General features: G+C 65.4%; 24 protein-coding genes and 1 tRNA gene. 15 read left to right on the top strand and 10 right to left on the bottom strand.

Features of this window, described 5'->3' with window-relative positions; all coding sequences use genetic code 11:
- Positions 1–83 precede the first annotated feature (83 nt).
- The gene (locus KYX69_RS16775; RefSeq protein ID WP_300499166.1) at positions 84–2,348 is read left to right on the top strand and encodes an AAA family ATPase; all 2,265 of its coding nucleotides are present in this window, start codon (positions 84–86) and stop codon (positions 2,346–2,348) included.
- Here KYX69_RS16775 and uvrA read toward each other — a convergent pair whose 3' ends face one another.
- Complete coding sequence (uvrA, locus tag KYX69_RS16770; RefSeq protein ID WP_300499165.1) at positions 2,349–5,390, bottom strand: excinuclease ABC subunit UvrA; 3,042 nt, start codon at positions 5,388–5,390, stop codon at positions 2,349–2,351.
- A gap of 186 nt (positions 5,391–5,576) precedes the next feature.
- On the opposite strand from uvrA, the gene KYX69_RS16765 reads away from it, so the two are divergent.
- The 5 genes from KYX69_RS16765 (at position 5,577) to KYX69_RS16745 (ending at position 9,538) form a co-directional block, all read left to right on the top strand.
- Positions 5,577–5,867: a hypothetical protein gene (locus tag KYX69_RS16765; RefSeq protein ID WP_300499162.1), complete on the top strand. Its 291-nt coding sequence runs from the start codon at positions 5,577–5,579 to the stop codon at positions 5,865–5,867.
- Positions 5,864–6,925 (top strand): hypothetical protein, encoded by a 1,062-nt coding sequence (locus tag KYX69_RS16760; RefSeq protein WP_300499160.1) that lies wholly within the window; start codon positions 5,864–5,866, stop codon positions 6,923–6,925. The genes KYX69_RS16765 and KYX69_RS16760 overlap by 4 nt, the downstream gene beginning before the upstream one ends.
- A 36-nt stretch (positions 6,926–6,961) precedes the next feature.
- Entirely contained in the window at positions 6,962–7,312 is a 351-nt protein-coding gene (locus tag KYX69_RS16755; protein WP_300499158.1) for a hypothetical protein, read from the top strand.
- Positions 7,313–7,314: 2 nt separating this feature from the next.
- Complete coding sequence (locus tag KYX69_RS16750; protein WP_300499156.1) at positions 7,315–7,776, top strand: hypothetical protein; 462 nt, start codon at positions 7,315–7,317, stop codon at positions 7,774–7,776.
- Between the two features lie 94 nt (positions 7,777–7,870).
- Positions 7,871–9,538 (top strand): hypothetical protein, encoded by a 1,668-nt coding sequence (locus tag KYX69_RS16745; RefSeq protein ID WP_300499153.1) that lies wholly within the window; start codon positions 7,871–7,873, stop codon positions 9,536–9,538.
- A gap of 6 nt (positions 9,539–9,544) precedes the next feature.
- Here the strand turns inward: KYX69_RS16745 and KYX69_RS16740 are convergent, their stop codons facing one another.
- Complete coding sequence (locus tag KYX69_RS16740; RefSeq protein WP_300499151.1) at positions 9,545–10,006, bottom strand: vgr related protein; 462 nt, start codon at positions 10,004–10,006, stop codon at positions 9,545–9,547.
- Between the two features lie 48 nt (positions 10,007–10,054).
- Between KYX69_RS16740 and KYX69_RS16735 the strand changes: the two genes are divergently transcribed.
- Entirely contained in the window at positions 10,055–10,600 is a 546-nt protein-coding gene (locus tag KYX69_RS16735) for an rRNA large subunit pseudouridine synthase E (RefSeq protein ID WP_300499148.1), read from the top strand.
- A gap of 12 nt (positions 10,601–10,612) precedes the next feature.
- Here KYX69_RS16735 and KYX69_RS16730 read toward each other — a convergent pair whose 3' ends face one another.
- Positions 10,613–11,041: a copper chaperone PCu(A)C gene (locus KYX69_RS16730; RefSeq protein ID WP_300499146.1), complete on the bottom strand. Its 429-nt coding sequence runs from the start codon at positions 11,039–11,041 to the stop codon at positions 10,613–10,615.
- 176 nt (positions 11,042–11,217) lie between these two features.
- Between KYX69_RS16730 and dnaK the strand changes: the two genes are divergently transcribed.
- From dnaK to KYX69_RS16715, 3 genes are all read left to right on the top strand, one after another.
- Positions 11,218–13,122 (top strand): molecular chaperone DnaK, encoded by a 1,905-nt coding sequence (dnaK, locus tag KYX69_RS16725; RefSeq protein ID WP_300499143.1) that lies wholly within the window; start codon positions 11,218–11,220, stop codon positions 13,120–13,122.
- Between the two features lie 68 nt (positions 13,123–13,190).
- Positions 13,191–14,303: a molecular chaperone DnaJ gene (gene dnaJ / locus KYX69_RS16720; RefSeq protein WP_300499141.1), complete on the top strand. Its 1,113-nt coding sequence runs from the start codon at positions 13,191–13,193 to the stop codon at positions 14,301–14,303.
- A gap of 146 nt (positions 14,304–14,449) precedes the next feature.
- A complete protein-coding gene (locus KYX69_RS16715; protein WP_300499138.1) occupies positions 14,450–15,007 on the top strand; it encodes a DUF805 domain-containing protein in 558 nt (185 codons plus the stop codon).
- Here the strand turns inward: KYX69_RS16715 and KYX69_RS16710 are convergent.
- Positions 14,930–15,673 (bottom strand): sulfite exporter TauE/SafE family protein, encoded by a 744-nt coding sequence (locus KYX69_RS16710; RefSeq protein WP_300499136.1) that lies wholly within the window; start codon positions 15,671–15,673, stop codon positions 14,930–14,932. The genes KYX69_RS16715 and KYX69_RS16710 overlap by 78 nt on opposite strands.
- A 1,086-nt stretch (positions 15,674–16,759) precedes the next feature.
- Positions 16,760–17,191 carry a cupin domain-containing protein gene (locus tag KYX69_RS16705; RefSeq protein WP_300499133.1) on the bottom strand — a complete coding sequence of 144 codons (432 nt, stop codon included), beginning with the start codon at positions 17,189–17,191 and terminating at the stop codon, positions 16,760–16,762.
- 93 nt (positions 17,192–17,284) lie between these two features.
- Here KYX69_RS16705 and KYX69_RS16700 point away from each other — a divergent pair, with 93 nt between their 5' ends.
- The 3 genes from KYX69_RS16700 to KYX69_RS16690 all read left to right on the top strand — a co-directional run bounded on the left by KYX69_RS16700 (position 17,285) and on the right by KYX69_RS16690 (position 19,305).
- On the top strand, positions 17,285–17,605 hold the full coding sequence (locus KYX69_RS16700; RefSeq protein ID WP_300499131.1) for a glycine zipper 2TM domain-containing protein: 321 nt from the start codon (positions 17,285–17,287) through the stop codon (positions 17,603–17,605).
- A 103-nt stretch (positions 17,606–17,708) separates the two neighbouring features.
- Complete coding sequence (locus KYX69_RS16695; RefSeq protein ID WP_300499129.1) at positions 17,709–18,092, top strand: glycine zipper 2TM domain-containing protein; 384 nt, start codon at positions 17,709–17,711, stop codon at positions 18,090–18,092.
- A gap of 46 nt (positions 18,093–18,138) precedes the next feature.
- Entirely contained in the window at positions 18,139–19,305 is a 1,167-nt protein-coding gene (locus KYX69_RS16690) for a glycosyltransferase (RefSeq protein WP_300499127.1), read from the top strand.
- On the opposite strand, the gene KYX69_RS16685 is transcribed toward KYX69_RS16690, so the two are convergent.
- Positions 19,302–20,429 (bottom strand): DUF3089 domain-containing protein, encoded by a 1,128-nt coding sequence (locus tag KYX69_RS16685; RefSeq protein ID WP_300499124.1) that lies wholly within the window; start codon positions 20,427–20,429, stop codon positions 19,302–19,304. The two genes, KYX69_RS16690 and KYX69_RS16685, sit on opposite strands and share 4 nt — an antisense overlap.
- 140 nt (positions 20,430–20,569) lie before the next feature.
- Here KYX69_RS16685 and KYX69_RS16680 point away from each other — a divergent pair, with 140 nt between their 5' ends.
- Positions 20,570–21,697 carry a tetratricopeptide repeat protein gene (locus tag KYX69_RS16680; protein ID WP_300499121.1) on the top strand — a complete coding sequence of 376 codons (1,128 nt, stop codon included), beginning with the start codon at positions 20,570–20,572 and terminating at the stop codon, positions 21,695–21,697.
- On the opposite strand, the gene KYX69_RS16675 is transcribed toward KYX69_RS16680, so the two are convergent.
- From KYX69_RS16675 to yajC, 4 genes are read right to left on the bottom strand one after another with little or no spacing between them, the layout of a single operon-like run.
- On the bottom strand, positions 21,694–22,056 hold the full coding sequence (locus KYX69_RS16675; RefSeq protein ID WP_300499120.1) for an Mth938-like domain-containing protein: 363 nt from the start codon (positions 22,054–22,056) through the stop codon (positions 21,694–21,696). The genes KYX69_RS16680 and KYX69_RS16675 overlap by 4 nt on opposite strands.
- A complete protein-coding gene (gene secF, locus KYX69_RS16670; protein WP_300499118.1) occupies positions 22,056–23,033 on the bottom strand; it encodes a protein translocase subunit SecF in 978 nt (325 codons plus the stop codon). The genes KYX69_RS16675 and secF overlap by 1 nt, the downstream gene beginning before the upstream one ends.
- A 12-nt stretch (positions 23,034–23,045) precedes the next feature.
- Positions 23,046–24,689 carry a protein translocase subunit SecD gene (secD, locus tag KYX69_RS16665; RefSeq protein WP_300499115.1) on the bottom strand — a complete coding sequence of 548 codons (1,644 nt, stop codon included), beginning with the start codon at positions 24,687–24,689 and terminating at the stop codon, positions 23,046–23,048.
- Between the two features lie 4 nt (positions 24,690–24,693).
- Entirely contained in the window at positions 24,694–25,035 is a 342-nt protein-coding gene (gene yajC, locus KYX69_RS16660; RefSeq protein ID WP_300499113.1) for a preprotein translocase subunit YajC, read from the bottom strand.
- Positions 25,036–25,208: 173 nt separating this feature from the next.
- Between yajC and KYX69_RS16655 the strand changes: the two genes are divergently transcribed.
- Positions 25,209–25,285: transfer RNA gene (locus KYX69_RS16655), tRNA-Pro, on the top strand.
- Positions 25,286–25,327 lie beyond the last annotated feature (42 nt).

Below are 25,327 nucleotides of genomic sequence, written 5' to 3'. Positions count from 1 at the left end.
TGAAGCGCGTCCGCCAGCATGAATAAGGCATTGCGTATCGAAAACTCTCAAATATCCTAAGGGAAAGAACGCTGAGGGGAAAAATGGCTACGCCGACGATAGACGGGATTAGGCATTTACGAGCCGCAGGTATATTTTCCGACATTCCCGTCGGGCAATTCCCGCACAAGTTTAATCGCTATAATTTGATTTACGGTTTCAACGGCTGCGGGAAAACCACGCTTTCGCGTCTACTGGAGTCGATAAGTGAAAGCGGTTTGAGCCCCAATCTCGCAGAAGAAGTTGAATTTTCATTTTCTCTGAGCGACGGGTCCTCCCCTTCCGGAGCAGCACCTGCCAGTTCGATCACGCGGTACCTTGCCGTATTCAACGAGGATTTCGTCGAACGATCTCTCACGTGGAAAGAGGGCGCCGCTCGCCCAATCGTCTATATCGGCGAAGATCAGGCGGCCTTGGCAAAGTCACTGACCGAAGCCGAGTCGAAGGCGGAAACAGCCACTCAAGACCAGCTGCTCAAGTCTTCGGAATGGAGCAGTGCGGAAAAAGCTTTGGACACCATTCGTCGGGACGTTGGGCGTCTCATTGCAGAACAATTAAACTTGGGTCGAAAATACAACGCAACGAATGTGAAGGCAGATTATGAGAGCGGCCAATTCACACCTGAAGATAAGATCTCCGACGACGAGCGGAAGAGATTGAAGGAAATCCTAAATCGTAGCGAACTTCCACACAAGCTACCATTATTTGAAGAGACGATAGAAAGTTCAGTTATTATGTCTGCCGTAAAGGCAGCCCTCGCGATGCAGGTGTCGGATGTGACGATCGAGAGCCTACGCCGGAGGAAAGACGCTCTTGGGTGGGTAGATCAAGGTCTCCAGCTTCATCGGGAAGAGACCGAATGCTTATTTTGCGGTAACGATCTAGAGCAGCAAAGAGTTGAAGCTCTACGTGATGCTCTCGCGGCCGGCTTTGAAAAGCTGACAAGCGAAATCGATTCGACGACTTCTCGGGTGGAGGCTCAAATCCGAGCATGGAGTGCACTTACTGACAAATTACGCATGTTACCGGAGGCGCTGCCGGCCCACCGCGGAAAGCTAAGCACCCAACTCGCATCGACGATACACGCTCTGGATTTGAAAAAGGCCGTGGCAACAAAATGGCTAGAACAGCTGAACCACAAGCGTGCTAATCCTGACGCCGCTATGTCGGCGACACCTTTTCCGGAAGACGCCTCAGACGATAAAATTAATCTGCAAATCGAAAACCTTCATAGTGTGATTGACGATAACAATACCGCCATCGACAATTTCGCCAATGAGCAAGAGCAGGCGCGGATAAAACTTAAAAATCACTATCTAGCAGACGAGCAGAGCGCGTATAGGGCGGCACTGCGCCTAGAAGAAGCGGCCCGAAATGACTTTGAAAAGTCCAATCAGACGCTGAATGCCATTCGGCGAGAGATCGTCCAGATTCGGCAACAGATCAGAGCACACGGACCTGCGGCGGCAGAATTAAATAAATTGCTCGCGAGCTATCTCGGACACAACCAAATAACGCTGGCAGCGGTAGACGATGGGTACCGAATCTGCCGAAATGGAAGCGAATCGCTAAAACCACTTAGCGAAGGCGAGAAAACGGCCGTCGCTTTCTGTTATTTTATAACAGCCCTGACAGCCGAGGGGAGAAAGGTATCCGATCTTGTGGTCGTACTTGACGATCCAATATCTAGCCTGGACACCCGCGCAATGACGCATGTCGTAAGCATGATTAAAAGGACATGTGAAAAATGCACCCAGCTATTTGTGCTAACTCATAACTTAGATTTTATGCGCGAAATGAAAAAGTGGCTCGGCCGACGAGCCACTGAAGACCTTTCAGAATTTCTTTTTATCGAAACCGGCCTAAACACAGACGGGAAACGGTATTCCAATATAGTAAAGATGCCAAAACTCATTCGAGAGTACGAGTCAGAGTATCACTATCTCTATAGCTTAGTGAAAGCTCTAGCGGACGATCCAAACGGCTTTGAGCGCTTTGCGTATTTGATGCCAAACGCGATTCGGAAAGTTCTCGACATATTTTTGGCATTCAAGATTCCCGGGGGGATGGGTTTGGGCTCAAAAGTCGAAAAACTGCTTGTCGACAATTCAAGTCTAGATGCGGCACAGGTAAAGGCCATGGAGCAGCTTGCTCATTTGGAGTCCCATTCAGAAAGTATAGGCGATGTCATCACTTTTTCCGCCTACACGCTCGAACAAGTCGCAGATGCCGCTCGGTGTCTAATGAATATCATTGCAACCGTTGATCCAAGTCATGGGAAGGCGATGGATCGCCTTTGTCGCGCCTAATCACTCCGCCGCCACCTCAGCCCGCGCCGTCACCCCACCCCGCTCCAGCAACGGCGCAAGGTACTTCCCCGTATAGCTGCGCGGCTCCTTCGCCACCTTTTCCGGCGTGCCTTCGGCGACGATCTCGCCGCCCTTGACGCCGCCTTCGGGGCCGAGGTCCAGGATCCAGTCCGCGGTCTTGATGACGTCGAGATTGTGTTCGATCACCACCACGGTGTTGCCCTGTTCGACCAGTGCGTGGAGGACTTCGAGGAGTTTGCGGACGTCCTCGAAATGCAGGCCGGTGGTGGGTTCGTCGAGGATGTAGAGCGTCTGGCCGGTGGCGCGGCGGCTGAGTTCCTTGGCGAGTTTGACGCGCTGGGCTTCGCCGCCGGAGAGGGTCGTGGCTTGCTGGCCGACCTTGACATAGCCGAGGCCGACTTCGGCGAGCATCGCCATCTTGTCGCGGATCGGGGGGACGGCCTTGAAGAACTCCACCGCGTCCTCGACCGTCATGTCGAGCACGTCGGCGATGCTGCGGCCCTTGAACTTCACCTCGAGCGTTTCGCGGTTGTAGCGCTGGCCGTGGCACACGTCGCAGGTGACGTAGACGTCGGGGAGGAAGTGCATTTCGATCTTGAGCAGGCCGTCGCCGGTGCAGGCTTCGCACCGCCCGCCCTTGACGTTGAAGCTGAACCGGCCGGGCTTGTAGCCGCGCGCCTGCGCCTCGGGCAGGCCGGCGAACCAGTCGCGGATGTTGGTGAAGGCGCCGGTATAGGTGGCGGGGTTGGAGCGCGGGGTGCGACCGATCGGCGACTGATCGATGTCGATCACCTTGTCGAGATGGTCGAGGCCGGTGATCCGGTCATGCTTGCCCGCGAGCACGCGCGCGCCGTTGAGGTGGCGCGCGGCGGCGGCGTAGAGCGTGTCGATGGTGAAGCTCGACTTGCCCGAGCCGGAAACGCCGGTGATGCAGGTGAAGGTGCCGAGCGGGATCGACGCGGTGACGCCGGTGAGGTTGTTGGCGGTGGCGTTGTGGACGGTCAGCTTCTTGCCATTGCCCTTGCGGCGCTTGGCCGGGACGGGAACTTCGCGGCGGCCGGCGAGATAGTCGGCGGTGATCGAGTTTTCGGCGGCGAGCACCTGCTCCAGGCTGCCCTGTGCCACCACCTGTCCGCCATGGACGCCGGCGCCCGGCCCCATGTCGATGACGTAATCGGCGCTGCGGATCGCGTCCTCGTCATGTTCGACCACCAGCACGGTGTTGCCGAGATCGCGCAGCCGCCGCAGCGTGACGAGGAGCATGTCGTTGTCGCGCTGATGCAGGCCGATGCTGGGTTCGTCGAGGACGTAGAGGACGCCGGACAGGCCGGAGCCGATTTGCGAGGCGAGGCGGATGCGCTGGCTCTCCCCGCCCGACAGCGTGCCGCTGGTGCGATCGAGATTGAGGTAATCGAGGCCGACATTGTTGAGGAACCCGAGGCGTTCGTCGATTTCCTTGAGGATGGCGCGGGCGATCTCCTGCTGCTGCGGGGTGAGCGCGGCGGGGAGCGTCTGAAAGAACGGGACCGCGTCGGCGACCGACAGGCGAGTGACGGACGAGATGTCGCGCATGGCGATCTTGACCGCCAGCGCCTCGGGCTTGAGGCGCGCGCCGTGGCAGGTCTCGCAGGCGTGGGCGGCCTGATATTTGGACAGCTCCTCGCGCATCCAGGCGCTTTCGGTCTGGAGCATGCGGCGGTTGAGGTTGCCGATGACGCCCTCGAACGGCTTCTTCACGTCGTAGGATTTGCGGCCGTCGATGAAGGTGAGCGTGACCGGCTTGCCGCCGGTGCCGTGGAGGATGATCAGCTTGACCTCACCGGGGAGGTCCTTCCACGGGGTGTCGAGGCTGAAGCCGAATTCGCGCGCGAGGCTGCCGAGGACTTGCATGTAATAGGGCGACGGCGGGTTGGACTTGGCCCAGGGGACGACCGCGCCCTTCTTGATGCTCAGCTCATGGTTGGGGACGACCAGGTCTTCGTCGAAGATCAGCTTTTCGCCGAGGCCGTCGCAGGCCGGGCAGGCGCCCTGCGGGGCGTTGAAGGAGAACAGGCGCGGTTCGATCTCGGCGATCGTGAAGCCGCTGACCGGGCAGGCGAATCGTTCGGAGAAGACGATGCGGTTGTCGGGGATGCCGGTGTTTTTCATGCCCTTCGTCGCCCCGGCGGAGGCCGGGGCCGCTACCGGCTCCATCCCTGCGCCATCTCTGGCGGCCCCGGCCTGCGCCGGGGCGACGGGTTCGGCGGCGAACTTCTGCGGAGCTTCCTTGACGCGGCTGCCGGCCAATTCCCCCACCGTGGTGTCCACCAGGTCGACATAGGCGAGGCCGTCGGCGAGTTTCAGCGCGGTCTCGAAGCTTTCGGCCAGGCGCGTGGCGATGTCGTCGCGGACGACGAGGCGGTCGACCACGACCTCGATGTCGTGCTTGTACTTCTTGTCGAGCGCGGGGGCTTCTTCGATCAGATAGGTTTCGCCGTCGATGCGGACGCGCTGGAAGCCGGCCTTTTGCCACTCGGCGAGTTCCTTGCGATACTCGCCCTTGCGACCGCGCACGACCGGGGCGAGCAGCAACAGGCGGGTGCCTTCGGGGAGCGCGAGGACGCGGTCGACCATCTGGCTGACGGTCTGCGCGGCGATCGGCAGGCCGGTCGCGGGGCTATAGGGGATGCCGACGCGCGCCCACAGCAGGCGCATATAATCGTAAATCTCGGTCACCGTCGCGACGGTCGAGCGCGGGTTGCGGCTGGTGGTCTTCTGCTCGATGCTGATCGCGGGGCTGAGGCCGTCGATATGCTCGACATCGGGCTTCTGCATCATCTCAAGGAACTGGCGCGCATAGGCACTCAGGCTCTCGACGTAACGCCGCTGCCCCTCGGCATAGATGGTGTCGAAGGCGAGGCTCGACTTGCCACTGCCCGACAGGCCGGTGATGACCGTGAGCGTGTCGCGCGGAATGTCGATATCCACGCCCTTGAGGTTATGTTCGCGCGCGCCGCGGACGGAGATATGCGTAAGGCTCATCGACCTGCCGATCGTTCCAGATTTGTTCTAAGTATAGGGAGCACGCGAAGGAGGTCAACGCGCGACCGCGATATGGGGTGCGTGGGCCAAGGGGCAAGGCGCAAAATAGTGCGGGGGCGTGACGGGCGTCACGCGTACCCGGGTGAGCAAGGGTTAGTCATGGGTGCATCGATTTAGGAGGCGCACATGGCTGTTCTGCATATCGAAGCGAAGGCGAGCGAGGGCGTAAAGCCACCGACACCGATCCTGGCGATCGACGGTTGGGTGATCCATTTGACCGACGGCAAGGGTGAGGTGCAACTCAACGGAAGCTGCGGCGACGGTTCTTGGCACAAACTGTCCTATGACATCCGCGGGCCCGAAGGTGAGACGCTGGCAGTGACGGTCCGGTGTGGCGATGCGGAGGTCTGCGCGTTCGAGGTGGATATCTACACCGGCACCACGGCAAGCGCCGGCATTGTGGAGTTCACGCTGTGAGCGCGCGTTGGCTCTGCGCCGGCGCGAGCGTGCTCGCACTGTGCATCGATCCCGCCGCCGCGCAGGACGCGGGACCGGCAGACCGGTCGGACAAGGCGGTGACCCGCGCCGAACTGACCGCGGGCACGAGCGACAGCACGGCCTCCCTGACCCTCGTGCTGTCGGGGGAATCCTCCGAATTCCGCCCCGACAGCGATGGCGACGGGGTGAACTGGGACGCCAGCCAGCTGAGCCTGACCGTGTCGACGCCATTCGACGGCGAGAACGACGCCATGCCAGCCACGCTCGACGGCCTCGCCAGCGGCACCAAGGCGACGCTGCGCTGGGGACAGTTTCGCGGTGCCTCGCGGCTATGGCTCAGCCGCGCTGCGGCGCAGATCGTCGATGAGGCGCGTGCCGAATGCGTGAAGAAGGCGCCGCCGACCGAAGCAGATGCGCAGGACCGGTGTCGCAGAATCCCGACATCGACGCTCGTTCAGCAGTATCTGCCAGCGCGCTACAACCAGTATCTCAATGCGCAGGTGCCAGGCGGTGCGCTCGATTGGGGCATTGAAGGCTCGATCGGCTACAAGCGCTTCGACTATATCGATCCTCTGGTGCTGACTCGCCATGACACGGGCAAGGTGCAGGGGGCCGCAAAACTCTTCTTTGCCTATTATCCGAAGCCGGTTGCCACCGCGATCACGGGATCGATTGCCTATCAGCGCGGGTACGAGGCGGCGGACGCCGTGACCTTGTGCCCCGCACCGGTCGGTCCCGGGCCGGTTACGTGCGTCAGCGGCTCTCCCGGCGCGCCCGAACGCAGCGATGGGCTGCTGATATCGCTCGGGCTGAAGCACCGCTTTTTCGGAAGCGACGGAGCACCGCTGGCCCTCGCGGCGGCACCGCAAGTGACCTACGACGCGCTGGACGACATCTGGGGGGTCGATGTTCCGATCTACTTCTTCCGGAATGACAAAGCGGGCCTGACCGGTGGCGTGCGCGGCGGCTGGCGATCGGACGACAAGAAGGTGCGGTTCGGCGTGTTCATCGGCGCCGCATTCAGCGTGTTTCAATGATGCGCGGATCGCATCCACCAGAGAATGGAGGCAATGATGGCGACATTCTGCCAATCCTATATCGGTCATGCGCTGACGCTGACCCAGCTGTCGATCGGGTTTCTGCTGGTTTCGCTGGTCGCTGCGGCGGCGATGGCGATCGCCGAGGTGATCGCGAAGTTTCGGACCGCCGCGTCCGTACGCACCGACGCGGACACACAGGCCAAGACGGTGCAGACGCTGATCGACGCGCTGAAGGGGCTGGTCACCGCCCTCGCCAGCGCGCCGGTCTGGCTTGCGTTGTTCGCGGTAGGGATCGTGCTGTTCTGGGTGCCCGGCAGCGCGGTTTCGGGACTTTGCCCGGGGGACAAGGCCGCGGCCTGCGCCTGTCCGGTAAAGGCGAAGTGACGATGCGCCCGACCCGCCACCTCGCCGCCCTGCTGGCCCTGCTGGCACCCGCGCTTCCCGTCCACGCCCAGAACAGCACCAACCAGGTGCCGCAGGCACAGCGCGATGTTGTGCTGGACGGGGGCATGGTGTTCCAGTCGGACGAGGGCGGGCCATTCGTCACGCAGAAGTTCAGCGCCCATCGGCTGCGCTATCTGCTGACCAAAGACCATGAGCCGCTCTATTTCAGCTATCGCATCAATGGCGCGAACGTCACCTATCGCGTCGCCTGGATGGCCGAGCCGAGCTTTGCCTATCGCAACCTGACCGGCGGCATCCCGATGCCGATCCCGCCCTTTTTCCAGCAATATCGATCCGATGTGTTCGTGATGGGCATGGCGCTGGGCCAGAGCGAGGGAAGCACCCTGCCATCCACGACCAGCTGGCTGCCGATCACCGAGCTGAAGCTGCGCAGCCAGCCCTAGGGGTGACACCGGCCCACCGCGATCCGAAAAACTTCATACGCCGTTCAGCCCGCACGGCTCACCGTGGCCGCACAACAACATAAGGCAGGCGGCGATGCGGACATTGCGGGTGCGACACGTGGCGGTGCTGGGCGCGAGTGCGCTTGTCTGGCTGGCCACGCCGGGGCTGGCGCAGCAGTCGGGCGGGTCGCCGTCGCGCGGATCGAGCTTCGACGTGCCGGGCAATGCCGCCACCTATCGCTATATCGACGCCGCCGATGGCCTGTTGCAGGCGATCGGGGACGCGCCGCCGGACTTTACCTTCCGCTATCGTGGCGACGATGTCTGGGGCTGGGAATTGCAGACCGGGCATCTGGTGCTGGCCGAGAGCGACCGCGATGAGGCGCTGCGTTACTATTATTTCGAGCCGGATGAAGATGCGCCGTTCCTGGTGCAGGAGGCGCGGCGGTCCTTCGCCTATCAGCGGCAGCGGCTGGCGGTGGTGTATGACAGCGGCGGGGCTGCGCTGTCGCAGCGCGAGAGCGATCTGTGGGACGAGCGCGCCGAGGAGCTGTACGATCGCGGCGTCGCGCTGCGCGCGGCGGCGGACGGCGACGAGCAATGGGATGCGGTCGACGCCGGATGGTGGGCCGGACAGGTCGCGACGGTGATCGAATGGCGGCTGCGCTGGGAAAGCGGGCGCGTGCGGCATCCGGGGTGGCAGCGCTGGCGCGGGACGTCCGATGCGGTGCGCTGGCGGTTGCGGCTGGAGCGTGAGCGCGAGCGGCGGCGGCTGGACGGCGACCGCTTCCGGCGCTGGCAGCGCGACGGGTTTCGCGGACCGCCGCCGCGCTTTGACGGGCCGGGGCGACCGGGCCGGCCGGGGCTGGGCGTGCGTCCGCCGTGGCGCGATGGCGATGGCAGGCCGGGGGCTGGACGTCCGGGTGGCGGGCGGCCGGAGGTTGGACGGCCCGGCGGGCCGCGGCCGGGTGGTCCGCGTCCGGGCGATGGTCGCCCCGGGACCGGGCGGCCCGATGGTGGACAGCCCGGCGCTGGCGGACCGGGCGGCGGTCGGCCTGAAGTCGGGCAGCCCGGCGGGCGGCCCGGTGACGGGCGCCCCGGAACCGGGCGTCCCGGCGGCGGACGGCCCGAGGGTTGGCAGCCGGGTGGCGGACGTCCCGGAGATGGGAGACCGGGCGATGGCCGTCCCGGTGGGCGACCGGGCGACGGTCGGCCCGGCGGCGGAACGCCGGGGGCTGGTCAGCCCGATGGCGGGCAACCCGGCTCGGGCCGTCCCGGAGGACGCCCTGGCGATGCGCGACCGGGCGGGGGCGGCGGGCGTCCGCCCGTGACCACGCCGACACCGACGCCTCCGCCTCCGCCGGTTGCGGGGCAGCCTGCACCACCGCCGGCGGTGACCCCGCCGCGCCCGCGTCCGGAGGTCGGACGGCCGCTCGGAGATCGCCCGGTCGAATGGCGGCGGCGCATGCCCGAAGGGACCGCTCCACGCGAGAGCGGCCCGCAGGGGCCGGTGCGGGTCGCACCAACGCCTCCGCCGCAACCCCAGGCGCAACCGCAGCCGCAATGGCGCCCGCAACCGCAGCCACAGGTGCAGCCCCGTCCGCAGCCCGCGCCGGCACCCGTGCGGGTCGCTCCCCCACCCCCGCCGGTCCGGGTTGCGCCGCCGCCGCCTCCCCCGCCCCCGCCGCCGCCTCCACCAGCGGCGCGGAGCAGCGATCCGGGGCAGTCATTGCGGGACAACGCGTCCGAGCGCCCGCAATAGGCGGGGTCAGGCTGGCGTGAAGGGCAGGATCGCCTGATAGACCGCGCGCGGCGGCGCTCCGGGAACGGAGGCCCCGCGCGCGAGGAGAAAGGCATGGGCGACGATCTCGGCCTGCTGTTCGATTCCGTAGCGCTCCAGCGTCCAGCCCGGCTTGATCGCGTAATCATAGCGGCAGAAGGGGTGGCGGCGCAGGGGGAGGAAAATCCCGCGCTGATGCTGCCACACATGCGTCATCTCATGGATGAAATGCGCCTGGAGGCCGAGCGAAGCGGTGGAAAAATCCTCGCGATAGGCATGGCCCTTGGGGTGGAAATGGATGCAGCCGAGCGGGGCCATCGTCACGTTGCGCGGCTGGAAGAAGATCCATTTGCGGTTGGCGACGGCGGCAGCATCATAGTCGATCGCGTCGCCGAACATGCTGCGCGCGAGTGCGATCTCTCCGGGGGTGAGCGGGCGGCGATGCGTCATCGTGGCTGAGGTGGATTGCGGGAGGGGTTATGTCTAGACCCCCTCCTCATGCTGATCCTGTTCAACAAGCCGTGGGGCGTCCTGTCGCAATTCACCGATGAGGGGAGCGGGCATCCGACGCTGGCCGATTATATCGATGTGCCGGGGGTGTATCCCGCCGGGCGGCTGGACCGGGACAGCGAGGGGCTGTTGCTGTTGACCGATGACGGGCGGTTGCAGGCGCGGATCGCGGACCCGAAGCATAAAGTCGCCAAAACCTATTGGGCGCAGGTCGAGGGGGAGCCGGACGACGCGGCGCTGGTAGCGCTGCGGACGGGCGTGCGGCTGAAGGACGGGATGACGCGCCCGGCGCTGGCCGAGCGGATCGACCCGCCGGCGATCTGGCCGCGCGACCCGCCGGTGCGGTTCCGCAAGAGCGTGCCCGATTGCTGGATCGCGCTGACGATTACCGAGGGGCGTAATCGGCAGGTCCGGCGGATGACGGCCGCGGTGGGGCACCCGACGCTACGGCTGGTGCGCTGGCGGGTAGGCGAGTGGACGCTGGATGAGGTCGCGCCGGGGACGTGGCGGGACGCCGCGCAGACAATTAGGTAGACAATTACGCGCCTATTTCTCCTGACCGGGCGCGCGCAGTTCGGCTTCGATCTCAACCGTCTTGCCGTTGGCGAAGGCGAGGCGGAGTGGGATCTTGCCGCCGGCGCGCAGTTCGGGGGAGAGGTCGTAGAGCATGACATGCTTGCCGCCCGGTTCGAACTTGACCGTGGCACCGGCAGGGATCGCGACGTCCTTGAGCGGCGACATCGTCATCATGCCGTTCTCATGCTTCATTTCGTGCAGCTCGGTGCGCACCGCGGCAGGTGACGAAACGCCGAGCAGGCTGGTCGCCTCGCTCCCGCCCTTCACCGTGAAATAGGCGGCGCCGGGGCGGCTCGAAACGGCGGGCAGGCGCACCCATGCATCCTCGACGCCAAGCTGTGCCTGCTCGCATCCGGCCAGCGTCACCGCAGCCATCACCGCCACCACGAAAGACCGCATCTTCGAAACTCCTTCTCCCGATTCGGGAACATCCGTGAAATTCCTAAGAGCGCCATGGCCTTGCGACAAGGCGCGGCGCGCCTATATCGCCCCTTGTGATGGCCGCGTTGCCGCTTGAGGGGCGCGGTAACGCACTGGTTTAACATGATTTAGCAGACGGGGGCCTTAGAGGACTCATGGGTAAAGTTATCGGAATCGATCTCGGCACGACCAACAGCTGCGTGGCAGTGATGGAGGGCGGCAAGCCCAAGGTGATCGAGAATGCAGAGGGCGCGCGCACCACGCCGTCCATCGTCGCCTTCGCCAAGGACGGCGAGCGACTGATCGGCCAGCCGGCCAAGCGCCAGGCGGTCACGAACCCCGACAACACCGTCTTTGCGGTCAAGCGCCTGATCGGCCGCCGCTTTGACGATCCCATCACCAAGAAGGACACCGAGCTGGTCCCCTACACGATCGTGAAGGGTTCGAACGGCGACGCATGGGTCAAGGCGGGCGGCGAGGATTATTCGCCGTCGCAGATCAGCGCGTTCATCCTGCAGAAGATGAAGGAAACCGCCGAGAGCTATCTGGGCGAGACCGTGACGCAGGCGGTGATCACCGTCCCGGCTTACTTCAACGACGCACAGCGTCAGGCGACCAAGGACGCGGGCAAGATCGCCGGCCTTGAAGTGCTGCGCATCATCAACGAGCCGACGGCGGCGGCGCTGGCCTATGGCCTCGACAAGGACAACAACAAGACCATCGCGGTCTATGACCTTGGCGGCGGCACGTTCGACATCTCGATCCTGGAGATCGGCGATGGCGTGTTCGAAGTGAAGGCGACCAACGGCGATACCTTCCTGGGCGGCGAGGATTTCGATTCCAAGCTGGTTCAGTATTTCGCCGACGAGTTCAAGAAGGTCGAAGGCATCGACCTGACCAAGGACAAGCTGGCGCTGCAGCGTCTGAAGGAAGCGGCCGAGAAGGCGAAGATCGAGCTGTCGTCGGCGCAGACGACCGAGGTCAACCTGCCCTTCATCACCGCCGACCAGAACGGCCCCAAGCACCTCGTCAAGACGCTGTCGCGCGCGGAGCTGGAGCGGCTGGTCGACGATCTGATCACGCGCACGCTCGACCCGTGCCGCAAGGCGATGGCCGATGCCGGCGTCAAGTCGGCGCAGATCGACGAAGTGGTGCTGGTAGGCGGCATGACCCGCATGCCCAAGGTGCGCCAGGTCGTGAAGGAGTTCTTCGGCAAGGAGCCGCACACCGGCGTCAACCCCGATGAGGTGGTGGCGATCGGCGCGGCGATCCAGGCCGGCGTGCTGCAGGGCGACGTCAAGGACGTGCTGCTGCTCGACGTGACCCCGCTGTCGCTGGGCATCGAGACGCTGGGTGGCGTGTTCACCCGCATGATCGACCGCAACACGACGATCCCGACCAAGAAGAGCCAGGTCTATTCGACTGCCGATGACAATCAGCAGGCGGTGACGATCCGCGTGTTCCAGGGCGAGCGCGAAATGGCGGCGGACAACAAGATGCTGGGTCAGTTCGACCTGGTCGGCATACCCCCTGCCCCGCGCGGCGTGCCGCAGATCGAGGTGACGTTCGACATCGACGCCAACGGCATCGTCAACGTGTCGGCCAAGGACAAGGGCACCGGCAAGGAGCAGCAGATCCGCATCCAGGCCAGCGGTGGCCTGTCGGACAGCGACATCGACCAGATGGTGCGCGACGCCGAGAAGTTCGCCGAGGAGGACAAGGCGCGTCGCGCCGCCGCCGAGGCGAAGAACAATGCCGAATCGCTGATCCACACCACCGAACGCCAGCTCGCCGAAAATGGCGACAAGGTCGACGACGCGCTGAAGGGCGAGATCCAGTCGGCGATCGACGCGACCAAGGCGGCGGTCGAGAGCGGTGACGCCGATCAGATGAACGAGAAGAGCCAGGCCCTCGCGCAGGTCGCGATGAAGCTGGGCCAGGCGATCTACGAGAAGCAGCAGCAGTCGGAGGCTTCGCCCTCCGCCGATGCAGCTGCGGAGAAGCCGGCGGACGACGTGGTCGACGCCGAATTCTCCGAGGTGGACGACAACAAGGCGTAATTTATGCTCACCCCCGCCCCTTTCACTCCCAAGGAAAGGCGGCGGGGGATCGGGCGGGGGCCGAGTGAATGACCACCCAGGTAGATTATTACGAGCTGCTCGGCGTTTCGCGCGATGCAGACGATGCGACGATCAAATCGGCGTTTCGCAAGCTGGCGATCCAGTGCCATCCCGACAAGCATGGCGGGTGCAAGGAGCAGGAAGCCAAGTTTAAGGCGATCAACGAAGCCTATGATTGCCTGAAGGATCCGCAGAAGCGCGCGGCCTATGACCGGTTCGGCCATGCTGGGCCAGGTGGCATGGGCGGTGGCGGCGGTCAGGGCTTCGACGGCTTTGCCGATATCTTCGAATCCATGTTCGGCGAGTTCATGGGCGGACGCGGCGGTGGCGGCCAGCGCCAGGCGCGCGGCGCCGACCTGCGCTACGACATGGAAATCAGCCTGGAAGACGCCTTTCACGGCAAGCAGGCGGACATCACCATCGACGTATCCGGCCCGTGCGAGCCGTGCGGCGGCACCGGCGCTGCGCCGGGGACGATGGCGAAGCGCTGTGGCACCTGTGCCGGGCATGGCAAGGTGCGCGCGCAGCAGGGCTTTTTCGTGGTCGAGCGGACCTGTCCGTCGTGCCATGGCGCGGGGCAGACGATCGCCGATCCGTGCCGCAATTGCCGCGGCGAGGGCCGCGTCGACAAGACGGTGACGTTGAACGTCAACATCCCGCCAGGCGTTGACGAAGGCACGCGCATCCGCATGGCGGGTCAGGGCGAGGCCGGCGCGCGCGGGGCGCCTCCGGGCGACCTTTACATCTTCCTGCATGTGAAGCCGCATGCGATCTTCGAGCGTGAGGGCACCACGCTGTTCGCGCGCGCGCCGATCAGCTTCACCACCGCGGCGCTGGGTGGCGAGATCGAGATTCCGGGCCCGGACGGCGAGCTGCACCGCATCCATCTCCACCCCGGCACGCAGAGCGGGCGCGAGGTGCGTCAGCGCGGCGCGGGCATGCCGGTGCTGCAGGGGCGCGGTCGCGGCGACCTGGTCGTGCGGATCGAGGTCGAGATCCCGACCAAGCTGTCGGGCGAACAACGCGCGCTGCTCGAACAGTTCCGCGCGCTGGAGACCGGTGAGGAATGCCCGGTGTCGAGCGGGTTCTTCGACAAGCTGAAGAAGGCGGTGGGGGGATAGAGTCCCTCCCCCCCGTCGCCCCGGGCTTGACCCGGGGCCGGGCTTTTTGCGCGGCGAAGAAGCCCTGCCCCGGCTCAAGGCCGGGAGGACGATGGCGGCCGTTTGCTCTCTTGAGATGTTTCGCCGTGCAGCTAGGCTGATCGCCGATGGCACAGCAAGCAACCCCAAACGGCCTGACGCTGGTCATCCGCGCCATAACCGGGATCGTGACGTTCAAGGGTAGATCTCGACGATCCGAGTTATTCTATTACTGGATCGCGGCGATGCTCGTCGGTACGATCATTCGGCACATTCCTTATCAACTGTCACCGCGAACCGACTGGATCGTGGATCAGGCGGGTCAGCTGTTGTTGCTGCTACCGATCTTCGCCTTGTTCGCGCGTCGGCTCCATGATGCGAACGTCAGCGGATGGTGGACGCTGTTGCTACCGCCAACCATGGCGCTCGGCGTCTATTCGAGCGCCCGGTTTGTATTCTTTGATCCTTTAAATGGAGCATCGACGTTACCCGACCTGCCCCTTTGGGCCTCGCTCTTTCAGATCGGCGGCGTCCTATTTTTCTTGGCCTTCATACTCGTGGTCCCCGGCACCGAAGGCCCCAACCGCTTCGGCCCCGATCCGCGCAGCTCAATAGACCCCGAACAGCTTCGCACTCGCGACCAGCAGGACGAGGCCGAGGGCGCGCAGGATCCACTTTTGCGGTAGTTTGATGCCCAGCGTGGTGCCGACCACCGCGCCCGCGAGGACGGCGACAGCGTAGAGCGGGAGCTCGGGCGGGAGCTTGCCGACCGACGCGAAATTGCCCGCGAGCCCTGCGGCGGAATTGGCGAGGATGAAGACCGCCACCACGCCCGAAGCCGGCTTGGGCGCGGACCAGGCGAGGAACAGCAAGAGCGGCGAGAGGAAGATGCCGCCGCCGGTGCCTGTCAGCCCAGCAAGCAGGCCGAGGCCGATCCCGGCGAGGATCGCCACCCAGAGCGGCGGATCGTGCCATTCGCGCTCGGCCTTCAACTCGCGCGGCCACAGCATGCGGGCGGCGGAGAAGAGCAGCACCGCGCCCATGGCCGGGCGGTAGAGTTCCGGGGGCACGTGGATCATGCCGCCGACGAACGCCGCGGGGATCGCGCCGACGAGGAACGGCCAGAGCGTGCGCCAGCGGAACAGTCCGGCGCGGGCGTAGCGGATCGATCCCAGGGTCGCGACGATCAGGTTGAGGACGAGCGCGGTCGGGCGCATCACCGCCACCGGCACGCTGAACAGCGCCAGCAGCGCGATATAGGACGACGCTCCGCCATGGCCGACGGTGGAGTAAAGCAGCGCGCCGAGGAACATGCAGGCCGCGAGTGCGAGGTGAAGGGAGTCGATCGGCATCGTGGTTGAGGGGTAGCAATCCTTTCAACTCCGTCCAGTCCCCTACGTCGTCACCCCGGTCTTGTTCCGGGGGCCACCGGGAGGCGGGGCGCGAAGCAAGAGGCTGGAGCGCCGGACGTGAGGCGGGGTGGACCCCGGCACGAGGCCGGGGTGACGATGATGTTGGGGTCTTAGCCCTCTCTCCGCTTGCGGGGAGAGGGTTGGGAGAGGGGGCTGTCCTCTCAAGCCAATCGCTAGTGGCAGACTCCCCCTCTCCCCGGCCCTCTCCCCGGAGGGGAGAGGGAGAAGAAGGGGCATCGCCCCAAAACCAAAAGAGGGCCGGCGTTTCCGCCAGCCCCCCGGTGTCGCCATCGACCTGCTCGCTCGTCCGGGAGACGGGCGCGCCGCGGTGGCGGCAGGCAGTGTTCCACTCACCGGCAAGGGACGTGGAACCCCGCGTTCCAACGATCGCAAAGCGTCCGCTGGCCGGTCACCGGGACGGGGGCGGTTCCGAAGAGCCGCGTTCCCGCCTCGATGTCCTTGCGATCCCTTCGCGCCTTGCGGCGTTCCGGCATCGCGGTCCGGTCATCGATCGACACGATCCCCGAAGGGTCGTTTCATTCGATCACCTCGCGTCGGTTCAGTTGCCCGAAGGCTTCCAGCTCCGTCGCGGCTGTGGCTACATCGTTCCGGCCTTGCCCGAAGGCGCCGCCGTTCCGCTGCAACCCGCTCCACCCGGTCCGAAGACGGGCTTTGCGTCCGTGGCTTCCGATCTGTTCCCGCTGTCCGAAGACATCGGTCGCTTCCCGGCCGCCTGTCATCCCCGGCACGAATGCCCGGGATGCCATTGGACGCCTGTCCGTTCCGTTCCCGCAAGCACGATGCGAACATCGCTCCTGCGGTTTCCCGGGGTGGCGTCCCCGTCCCGATCCATGCGGTTTCCCGAAGGCACCTGCACGGGTCAGGCCGTGACAAACATTTGATTTCGCTTTGGTTTCCCGCTGCGGCCTCATCTGCCTGCCCCATCATGCTGTCACGCTTTGCGAGTCGGGCGAAGCGGCGATCGACCGTTACCATCTGTGGATAACGTGAATCGCGGGAAGAGATTTAGCGGGTGGGCGACCAGTCGGGTGGGGCGAGCTCGAACCCGGCAAAGTCGAATCCGGGGACGACGATGCAGCTGACCAACGCCCAGCCGCGATGCGCATCTGCTGCCTGCCAGCGATTCGTCGGGACGCGCGCCTGCGGCTGGTAACCGGACAGCACGTCGCCGCCAAGTACGATCGCCTCCGGATTGGCGTCCGCCGCATCGGCAATCATCAGGTCGAGCGGCGATCCGGCGTGCCACAGCCACAGTTCATCGGCATCGACGCGGTGCCAGTGGGACGTCTGCCCCTGTTCCAGCAGGAACAGGATCGCGGTGCCGGGGGACCTGCCACCGTCTTCAAGTGATTGAGAACGCCATGTTTCCCGATACCAGCCGCCTTCCGGGTGCGGCGCGAGATTGAGGCGTTCGATAAGGGTGCGGGCTTCCTGCATGCCAGATGAACTGCACGAAATGTGACGTTCATGAAACCCCGCCTCGCCGGCGCGCGTTTTTAGCCGCGAGTTCAGGAAGATGGAGTAGAGATTATGCGTAACCTGATGCTGGCGCTGGGCGCCGCTTCGCTGGCCGTCCCCGCAACGGTGATGCTGCCGAACACGTCGAACGAGGCGCAGGCGCAAAGCAAGAAGAAGCGCTACAGCTATCGCGAGTGGAAGGGCCGGGACGGCCGCCGCTATTGCCGCAAGCCCGACGGCACGACCGGTCTGGTGATCGGTGGCGTCGCTGGCGCGCTGGTCGGACGCACGATCGATACGCGCGGCGACCGCACCGTCGGCACGCTGCTGGGCGCAGCGGCAGGTGCGGTTGCGGGTCGCGAGATCGAGCGCAGCGGCAAGCGCTGCCGTTAAACGGTGCGAAACAGTGCGAAATGATGCGGGGCGCGGGATATTTCCGCGCCCCGTTTCGTTGGCACAACATCGGCGGGGGGCATCATGAACAGGGAGATGCCCGATGAACTTCTCACTTCGCACCGGCATGATCGCGCTGAGCGCTGGCGCCATGGCGCTGACCGGCGCGTGCAGCCAATATGGTTATGACCGGCCCGGCTATGCCAGCGGTGGCGGCGGATGGGACGCACAGCGTTATTATCGCGACGGAAATTATCAGGAGCGGCGCCTGAGCCGTGGCGACAATGTCTATGTCGGTCGTGACGGGCGCTATTATTGCCGCCGCAGCGACGGCACCGCGGGTCTGATCGTCGGTGGGCTGGCCGGCGGCGTGCTCGGCAACATCATCGCTCCGGGCGGGTCGAAGACGCTGGGCACGATCATCGGCGCAGCCGGTGGCGCGGCGATCGGCTCTGCGGTCGACAAGGGTGAAGTGCGCTGCCGCTGATCCCGGTTCCGCAAATTTAACGCAAAGGGTGTAGTGCGCTGGAGCAATGCTCCGCGTGCTCACCCTTTCGTCACTGTTTCCCGATGCGTCGCGGCCCAATTTCGGCGTGTTTGTCGAGCGGCAGACCCTGGGGCTGGCGGGGCATCCACAGGTCGAGTTGAAGCTGGTGGCGCCGATCGGGCTGCCACCCTTTCCGCTCTCGCGCTTGGGGCACTATGCCGCGCTTGCCACCCTGCCCCGCCATGAGGTCTGGAAGGGCGTGGAGGTGTGGCGTCCGCGCTTTGCCAATGTACCGGGGATCGGTGGGCGACTCCATGCCGCAATGCTGACCGCGCGACTGACGCCCTTGTTGCGCGCGATCCGGCGCGAGTTTGCGTTCGATGTGATCGATGCGAGCTTTTTCTTTCCCGACGGCGTTGCGGCGGTCGCGCTGGGCCGCGCATTCGGCGTGCCGGTATCGATCAAGGCGCGCGGGGCGGATATCCATCATTGGGGACGTGCACCGGGTACGGCGGCGCAGGTGTTACGCGCTGGACAGGCCGCGGACGGGTTGCTCGCCGTGGCCGGATCGATGCGTGACGATATGGTGGCGCTGGGCATGGATGCGGCCAAGATCCGGGTCCATCGCACTGGAGTTGACCTCGATCGCTTCGCGCCGCGTGACCGGGCGGCGGCGAAGGCGGCATTGGGGGCCACCGGCCCGCTGGTAGCGAGCGTCGGCGCGCTGATCCCGCGCAAGGGGCATGAGATCGTGATCGACGCGGTCGCGGCGCTGCCCGGCGTGCGACTGATGATCGCAGGCGAAGGGCCGGAGCGACCGAGGCTGGTGGCGCAGATCGCGCGGCTGGGCGTCGGCGACCGGGTGATGTTGCTGGGCAGCGTGGCGCATGGCGAATTGCCGGCATTGCTGGCGGCGGCGGACGTGATGGCGCTGGCGTCGTCGTCGGAAGGTCTCGCCAATGCGTGGGTCGAGGCGCTGGCGAGCGGGACGCCGGTGGTCATCCCCGATGCAGGGGGCGCACGCGAACTGGTGACCGCGCCGGAGCATGGGCGGATTGTCGCGCGGACAGCAGGGGCGTTTGCCGAGGCGATCGGAGCGCTGGTCGCGGCCCCTCCCCCGCCCGACGCGGTGCGCGCGGGCGCGGCGGGGTTCACCTGGGAGGCGAACCGCGACGCGCTCTACGCGCACTTGGCGGGATTGGTCGGGCGCTAGCGCTGCTTCTTCGCCCACGCGGAGTATTGGGCCTCTGCGAGCTTCACCAGGTCACCCATCGCCAGGTTCATGTCGATTAGGTGCAGCCCCCAATCGTCCAGCCGCTGCGGGCCGACCATCACGTCGCCGGGGATGGTGTCGGTGCGGGCATCGGCAGGGTCGGCGTTTAGCGTCGCTTCGAAATAGCTGGCACCGTCCTTCACCACGCATGCGCCGGAGATCAGGCCGGGCAGCTTGACGAAATTGGTCGTGACCGGCGGCCCGTCCTTGCTCCACGCAAAGGCGGAACCGGTGCCGAGCAGCGAACCGGTCGGGAGATAGGCGTTCAGCGGCGCGCTGCCCCCGCCGAGCGCGGCGGGGTTGGTGCAGGCGACCTGCATCCCCGGCGTGGCCGAACGGGCGAAGCGCGATTTGGCGGGCGGCGGTACGGTCGCGCGGAAGCTGACATAGGTGACCACGCAGCCCGTGTCGGTCGCGCTGGCGCAGGTCGGGATCGACTTGAGCGTGCCGGTGCGCTGCCCCGCCGCCACGTCGAGGTTGAACCCGATCGGCATGGCCGAGATGATCGGCTTCATCGCATCCGGCTTGCCGTCGAATTCGCGTTCGAGCAATTGCGAGAGCATCCGCGCGCCCTGGCTATGGCCAATCAGGATGACGCCGCGACCCTGATTGTCATGCTTCATATAGTCGTCGAACGCGGCCTTGACGTCGCGATAGCCGAGCACCGGGTCCGCGCCTGACGTCTGCCCCGCCATCACCGCCTGCAACGCCTTGAGCGTCACCTGACGGTACATCGGCGCATAGACGCGGCACACGCTGCGGAAGCGCGCCGCCTGAATCATCGCGACGCGGCGCTCGGCGGCATCGATGCTGAGGTCGCTGTTGGGCGTCTGATCGGTCGAAACGGTGGGATAGACATAGAAGCAATCGAATTTCGGGTTTGCTGCGGGCGTGAACTTCTCGATGGTCCGCGAGCCATCCGGCGCGACCACCGTGGCATCCAGATTGACGGTGCAGCTATCCTCGCGGCCGGGGCGGCAGAGCCAGTTGGCGGTATCGCGATAGTCGGCGGGCGCGGGTGCCGCGACCTGAGCGGCGGCAATGGCGATGGCGGTCGTCAGCATGATCCTCTCCCCTGTTATCTGCCCCCATTATGCACCGATCGCAGCCAATTGGAAGATTCGGTATGGCCGCCTGTGCGCCATGTTTGCAAGATGACCACGTGTCGCTTGCGTCGCCGGTCCGGGCGCGCAACGGTGGGTATATGGTGATCGCTCCCGCCTTTGCCCTGCTGCTGGTGACCCAGAGTGCGCCACCCGACCCGGCACGCGCGCTGGAGGACGCGGGCCGTTATCGCGAGGCGGAACCGATCCTGCGACGCGCGGTCCGCGATGCGGGCGCGACCGCCGATGATGCGGTCGCCGATGCGGCGGAACGGCTGGCGGACAATCTGGCCAAGCAGGCGCGCCCGCGTGAGGCCGAGCCATTCTATCGGCGTGCGTTCGAGATCCGCCTTGCCCGGCATGGTGCGGCGCATCCCGCCGTCGCGCGCAGCCTGAGCCAGTTGGCCGGGCTGGCCGCGGATGCCGGGCGGATGGCAGAGGCAGAGGCACTGTCGGCGCGCGCGGTGACCATCCTGACTGCTGCCGGGCCGGATGCGCTGCTTGACCTCACCCGCGCACAAGGCAATCGCGCGGGCATCCTTGCGGCGATGGGACGGGGCGAAGACGCCTATGCGCTGTATCGCGAGGCGGCGGCGACATTGCAGCGGCTAGGTCCGGCGGCTGAGTTGGAGTTTGCTGTCGCGCTCAACAATCTGGGGTCGCATCTGGTGCGCATGGCGGGCGCGACCAGCGTGCAGGCGGGGTTTCGGCGGAGCTTTACCCTGCGCCAGGCGGTGCTGTCGCCGTTCCGCCCGATGCCGGGCGCGGGTGGGGTTGAGCCGCTCGACGCGATGCTGCGCCGCCGCTTGCTGTTCGACGCCGCGATGGCGCTGCGCATGGCGCTGGGCGTGCGTGTGAGGCTGCTTGGCGAGATGCATCCCGATACCGCCAACAGCCTCAACGGGCTGGCGGCGGCGGAGCGGGCGCTGGGGCGGCGGGAGGAGGCGGAACGGCTGTATCGCCGCGCGCTTGGCATCAAGATGGCGATGCTACCCCGCGGCGACCGCGATCGCGTGATCGGCGCATGGAGCCTCGCCAGCGTGATTGCGGAGGATGCCATGCGTGCCGGTGAAGCGCGGGTGCTGTACCGCACGGCAGCGGCGGAAGCCTTGGCGGCGCAGGGGCGGCATGCCGACTATGACCGCGCGGCGAGCGCCGAATTGCGGAGTTTCGCACCGATCTTCACCGGGCAGGTGCGCGCTGCCTGGACGCTCGCCAGTCGTCCCTAATCCAGCGGATAGAGCGCGGCAGCCACGCCGCGCAGTTCGGCCCTCAGCACGCCCCACAGGCGCGCTGCGGCGCGGCTGTCCATCGGTTCGATGCCGAAGGGCAGCGCCGCCTCCAGCGCGGCCGGCGGACGGCGCAGCGTGGTTCCGGTGCCGAGGATCAGGAATTCCGGCAGCGGGTCCAGCGCCAGCAGCGGCGCGAGATCGTCCGCCGTCAGCGCATCGAGCGGCGGGGGCGACCAGCCATCGGCGCGGGTCGGGGTCAGCAACAGCCCTTCATACACGCCGTCATCGACGCGAAACCCGCGACCGCTGAACCCCGAGACGACCGGACCCTCGATCCGGGTCCGGTCGACCCGCATCAGGGCATGTCCTTGAAGTCGACCGAATCGGTGCGCTCGGCACCCTTGGGCCCGGTCGCTTCCTTGGGCAGGAAGCTGTCGGGCTTGAGCCGCAGCCACAGCAGGATCGCGGCCGAGACATAGACCGACGAGAAGGTGCCGATGACGATGCCGAGCAGCATCGCGGCGGTAAAGCCGAAGATCACGTCCGGGCCGAGCAGCAGCAGCACGGCGAGCACGATGCCGATCGACAGCGACGTCACGACGGTGCGCGACAGCGTTTCGTTGATCGACAGGTCGAGCAGTTCACCCATCTCCATCTTGCGGTATTTGCGCATGTTTTCGCGAATACGGTCATAGACGACGATGGTGTCGTTCAAGGAATAGCCGATGATCGTCAGGATCGCGGCGACGATGTTCAGGTCGAACTCGAGCTGGGTCAACGCGAAGAAGCCGAGCGTCAGCGCGACGTCGTGGAACAGCGCGAACAGCGCGCCGACACCGAACTGCCATTCGAACCGGAACCAGATGTAGAGCGCGATCGCCAGCATCGCGAGCGTCAGGCTGATCGCACCGTTGCGGAACAGCTCCTCCGACACCTTGCCCGACACGCTCTGCGCGCCGGCGACCTGCGCACCGGGATAGCCCTGCTGGATCGTCGTGCGGATCGCCGATGCGGCCTTGTTCGCGGCCTCTTCGCCACCTTCGGGCAGCGGGGTACGCACCGAATATTCGGTCGTGTCACCGCTGCGCTGGATCGTCGCTTCGCCATAGCCGAGCGCTTCGACCCGCTGGCGCAGCGTTTCGACATCGACCGGCTGGCTGAAGGTCACGCGGGTCTGCTGGCCGCCGACGAAATCGATGCCGAGGTTGAAGCCCTTGACGAAGCACAGCACGATCGAGCCGATGATGAGCAGCAGCGACAGCCCCATCGCCACGTTCCGCCATTTGAGGAACGGGATGTTGGTGTTGTCGGGGACAAGTTTGAGCGGGCGCATATCTGGGCGGCCTTAAATATTGATCGTCTTGGGACGGTTGCGCTTCAGATAATCGGCGACGAGCAGACGCGTGAACGTGACGCCGGTGAACACCGAGGTGACGATGCCGATCGCCAGCACGACCGCGAAGCCGCGGATCGGGCCGGTGCCGAACAGGAACATGATCGCCGCCGAGATGACGTTGGTGATGTTCGCGTCGAAGATCGCGCGGCTCGCTTCCTTGTAGCCGAACTCGACCGAGGCGATCGCGGCACGGCCGCGGATGCGCTGTTCCTCACGGATGCGTTCGTTGATCAGCACGTTGGCGTCGACCGCAGCACCGATGGTGAGCACGAAGCCGGCGATGCCCGGCAAGGTCAGCGTCGCGCCGAAGAACGCCATGACGCCGAGCACCATGATCGCGTTCACCAGCAGCGCGGCGGCGGTGTAGACGCCGAACCGCAGATAGGTGAACAGCATGAACGCGATCAGCGCGAGCGTGCCGACGATACCGGCAAGGATGCCCTTTTCGATCGATTCCTGGCCAAGCTCGGCCGAAACGGTGCGTTCCTCGACCACCTTGAGCGCGACGGGCAGCTTGCCCGAGCGCAGCGCGATGGCGAGTTCGTTGGCGCTTTCGACGGTGAAACCACCCGAAATCTGGCCACGGCCACCGAGGATCGGTTCATTGATGTTCGGCGCGGAGATGACCTGACCGTCGACGATGATCGCGAACGGCTTGCCGGTGTTGGTCTGGGTCGCCTGCGCGAAGCGGCGCCCGCCCTGGGTGTCGAAGGTGAAGCCGACCACGACCTGCTGGTTCTGGTCATATTCCTGCTTCGCGTCGATCAGCTGGTCGCCGCTGACGATGATCTGGCGCTTGAGCGCGATCTTCGCGACCTCACCCTGCTTGGTCGGATAGGCGACATAGGGCAATCCGCCCGGTGCGGTCGGATAGGCCATGATCTCGCTGCCGATCGGCGGGCGACCGGCGGCGATCTCCGCCGGATTGGCGGTGGTATCGACCAGCTTGAACTCAAGCCGTGCCGTCGTCCCGATCGTGCGCTTGAGCGCCTCGGGATCCTTGACCCCCGGCACTTCGACGAGGATGCGGTTGCGGCCCTGCAGGATGATCGTCGGTTCGAGCGTGCCGAGCGCGTTGATGCGGCGATCCACCACTTCGCGCGCGTCGGACATCGCCTGCGTCACCGCCTGGTCGAGCCCGGCACCGGTCTGGCTGACGATGAAGCGGGTGCCGTCGCGCACCTCGATCGTCCATTCGCGCTGGCCCGACATGCCAACGCCGCTGCCGGTCAGTTGGAGCAGGCGTTCGCGTGCCGCATCGACCTGTGCGACATTGCGCACCATGAAGCTGATGCGATTGTCACGGGTGGAGATGTCGCCGATGTCGATCCGCGGATCCTGACGGCGGAACTCGGTCTCGATCTCATCCCGCTTGGCGGCGAGGCGCGTGCGGGCGAGATCGTCGACATCCGCTTCGAGCAGGATCGAGCTGCCGCCAGCCAGATCGAGGCCAAGGTTGATCGACGGCTGCGGGATCCAGGACGGCCAGCGCTCGCGCGCGCTTTCCGGCACGAAACTGGGGATCGCGAGCAGGGCGAAGACGACGATCGTCAGCCAGACCGCCCACACCTTCCACTTGGGGAAATCGAGCATGGCGTCAGTCGTTCGCGGGTTTGCCGCCGAGCGGCTGGACCTCGACGATGGTCGCCTTGACCACCTTGACCTTCACGGTCGGCGCGATTTCGATATTGGCGTAGACGTCGTCGACCGACACCACCTTGCCCACCAGACCGCCCGCAGTCACGACCGTGTCGTTCTTCTTCATCGAGCTGATCGACGCCTGCAGCGTCTTCATCCGCTTTTGCTGCGGGCGAATCATCAGGAAGTAGAAGGCGACGAAGATCAGGATAAACGGCGCAATCCCGACGAAGCCTGCCATCGGGCTGGTCTGTGCGGCCGCGCCGCCTGCGGCCTGTGCGAATGCTAGGGTGATGATCATGAGGTTCCCGGGGCCAGAAGGTTGGGCCTGAATGGTGGGGAGCAAAGCCCCCCGGTTCAAGCGGCGCGAGCTACCACTTGTGTTGCGACCATGCAACTGTCGCCCCTTGGCCACAGCACGCCCAATCCCCCTTGCATCCCCCGCCGCACCCGCCTAGAGGGCCTGCCTTCGGTCGGGGCGTAGCGCAGCCTGGTAGCGCATCACACTGGGGGTGTGGGGGTCGCAGGTTCGAATCCTGTCGCCCCGACCAATCATCTTCACAGCATATGGTTCTGCGCAGCGGCGGCCGTCA

The sequence above is a fragment of the Sphingomonas sp. genome (genome assembly GCF_030145815.1).
Lineage (GTDB): Bacteria > Pseudomonadota > Alphaproteobacteria > Sphingomonadales > Sphingomonadaceae > Sphingomonas.
The sequence above is the reverse complement of the archived record's forward strand: the minus strand, read 5'-3'. Positions and strand labels throughout refer to the sequence as shown.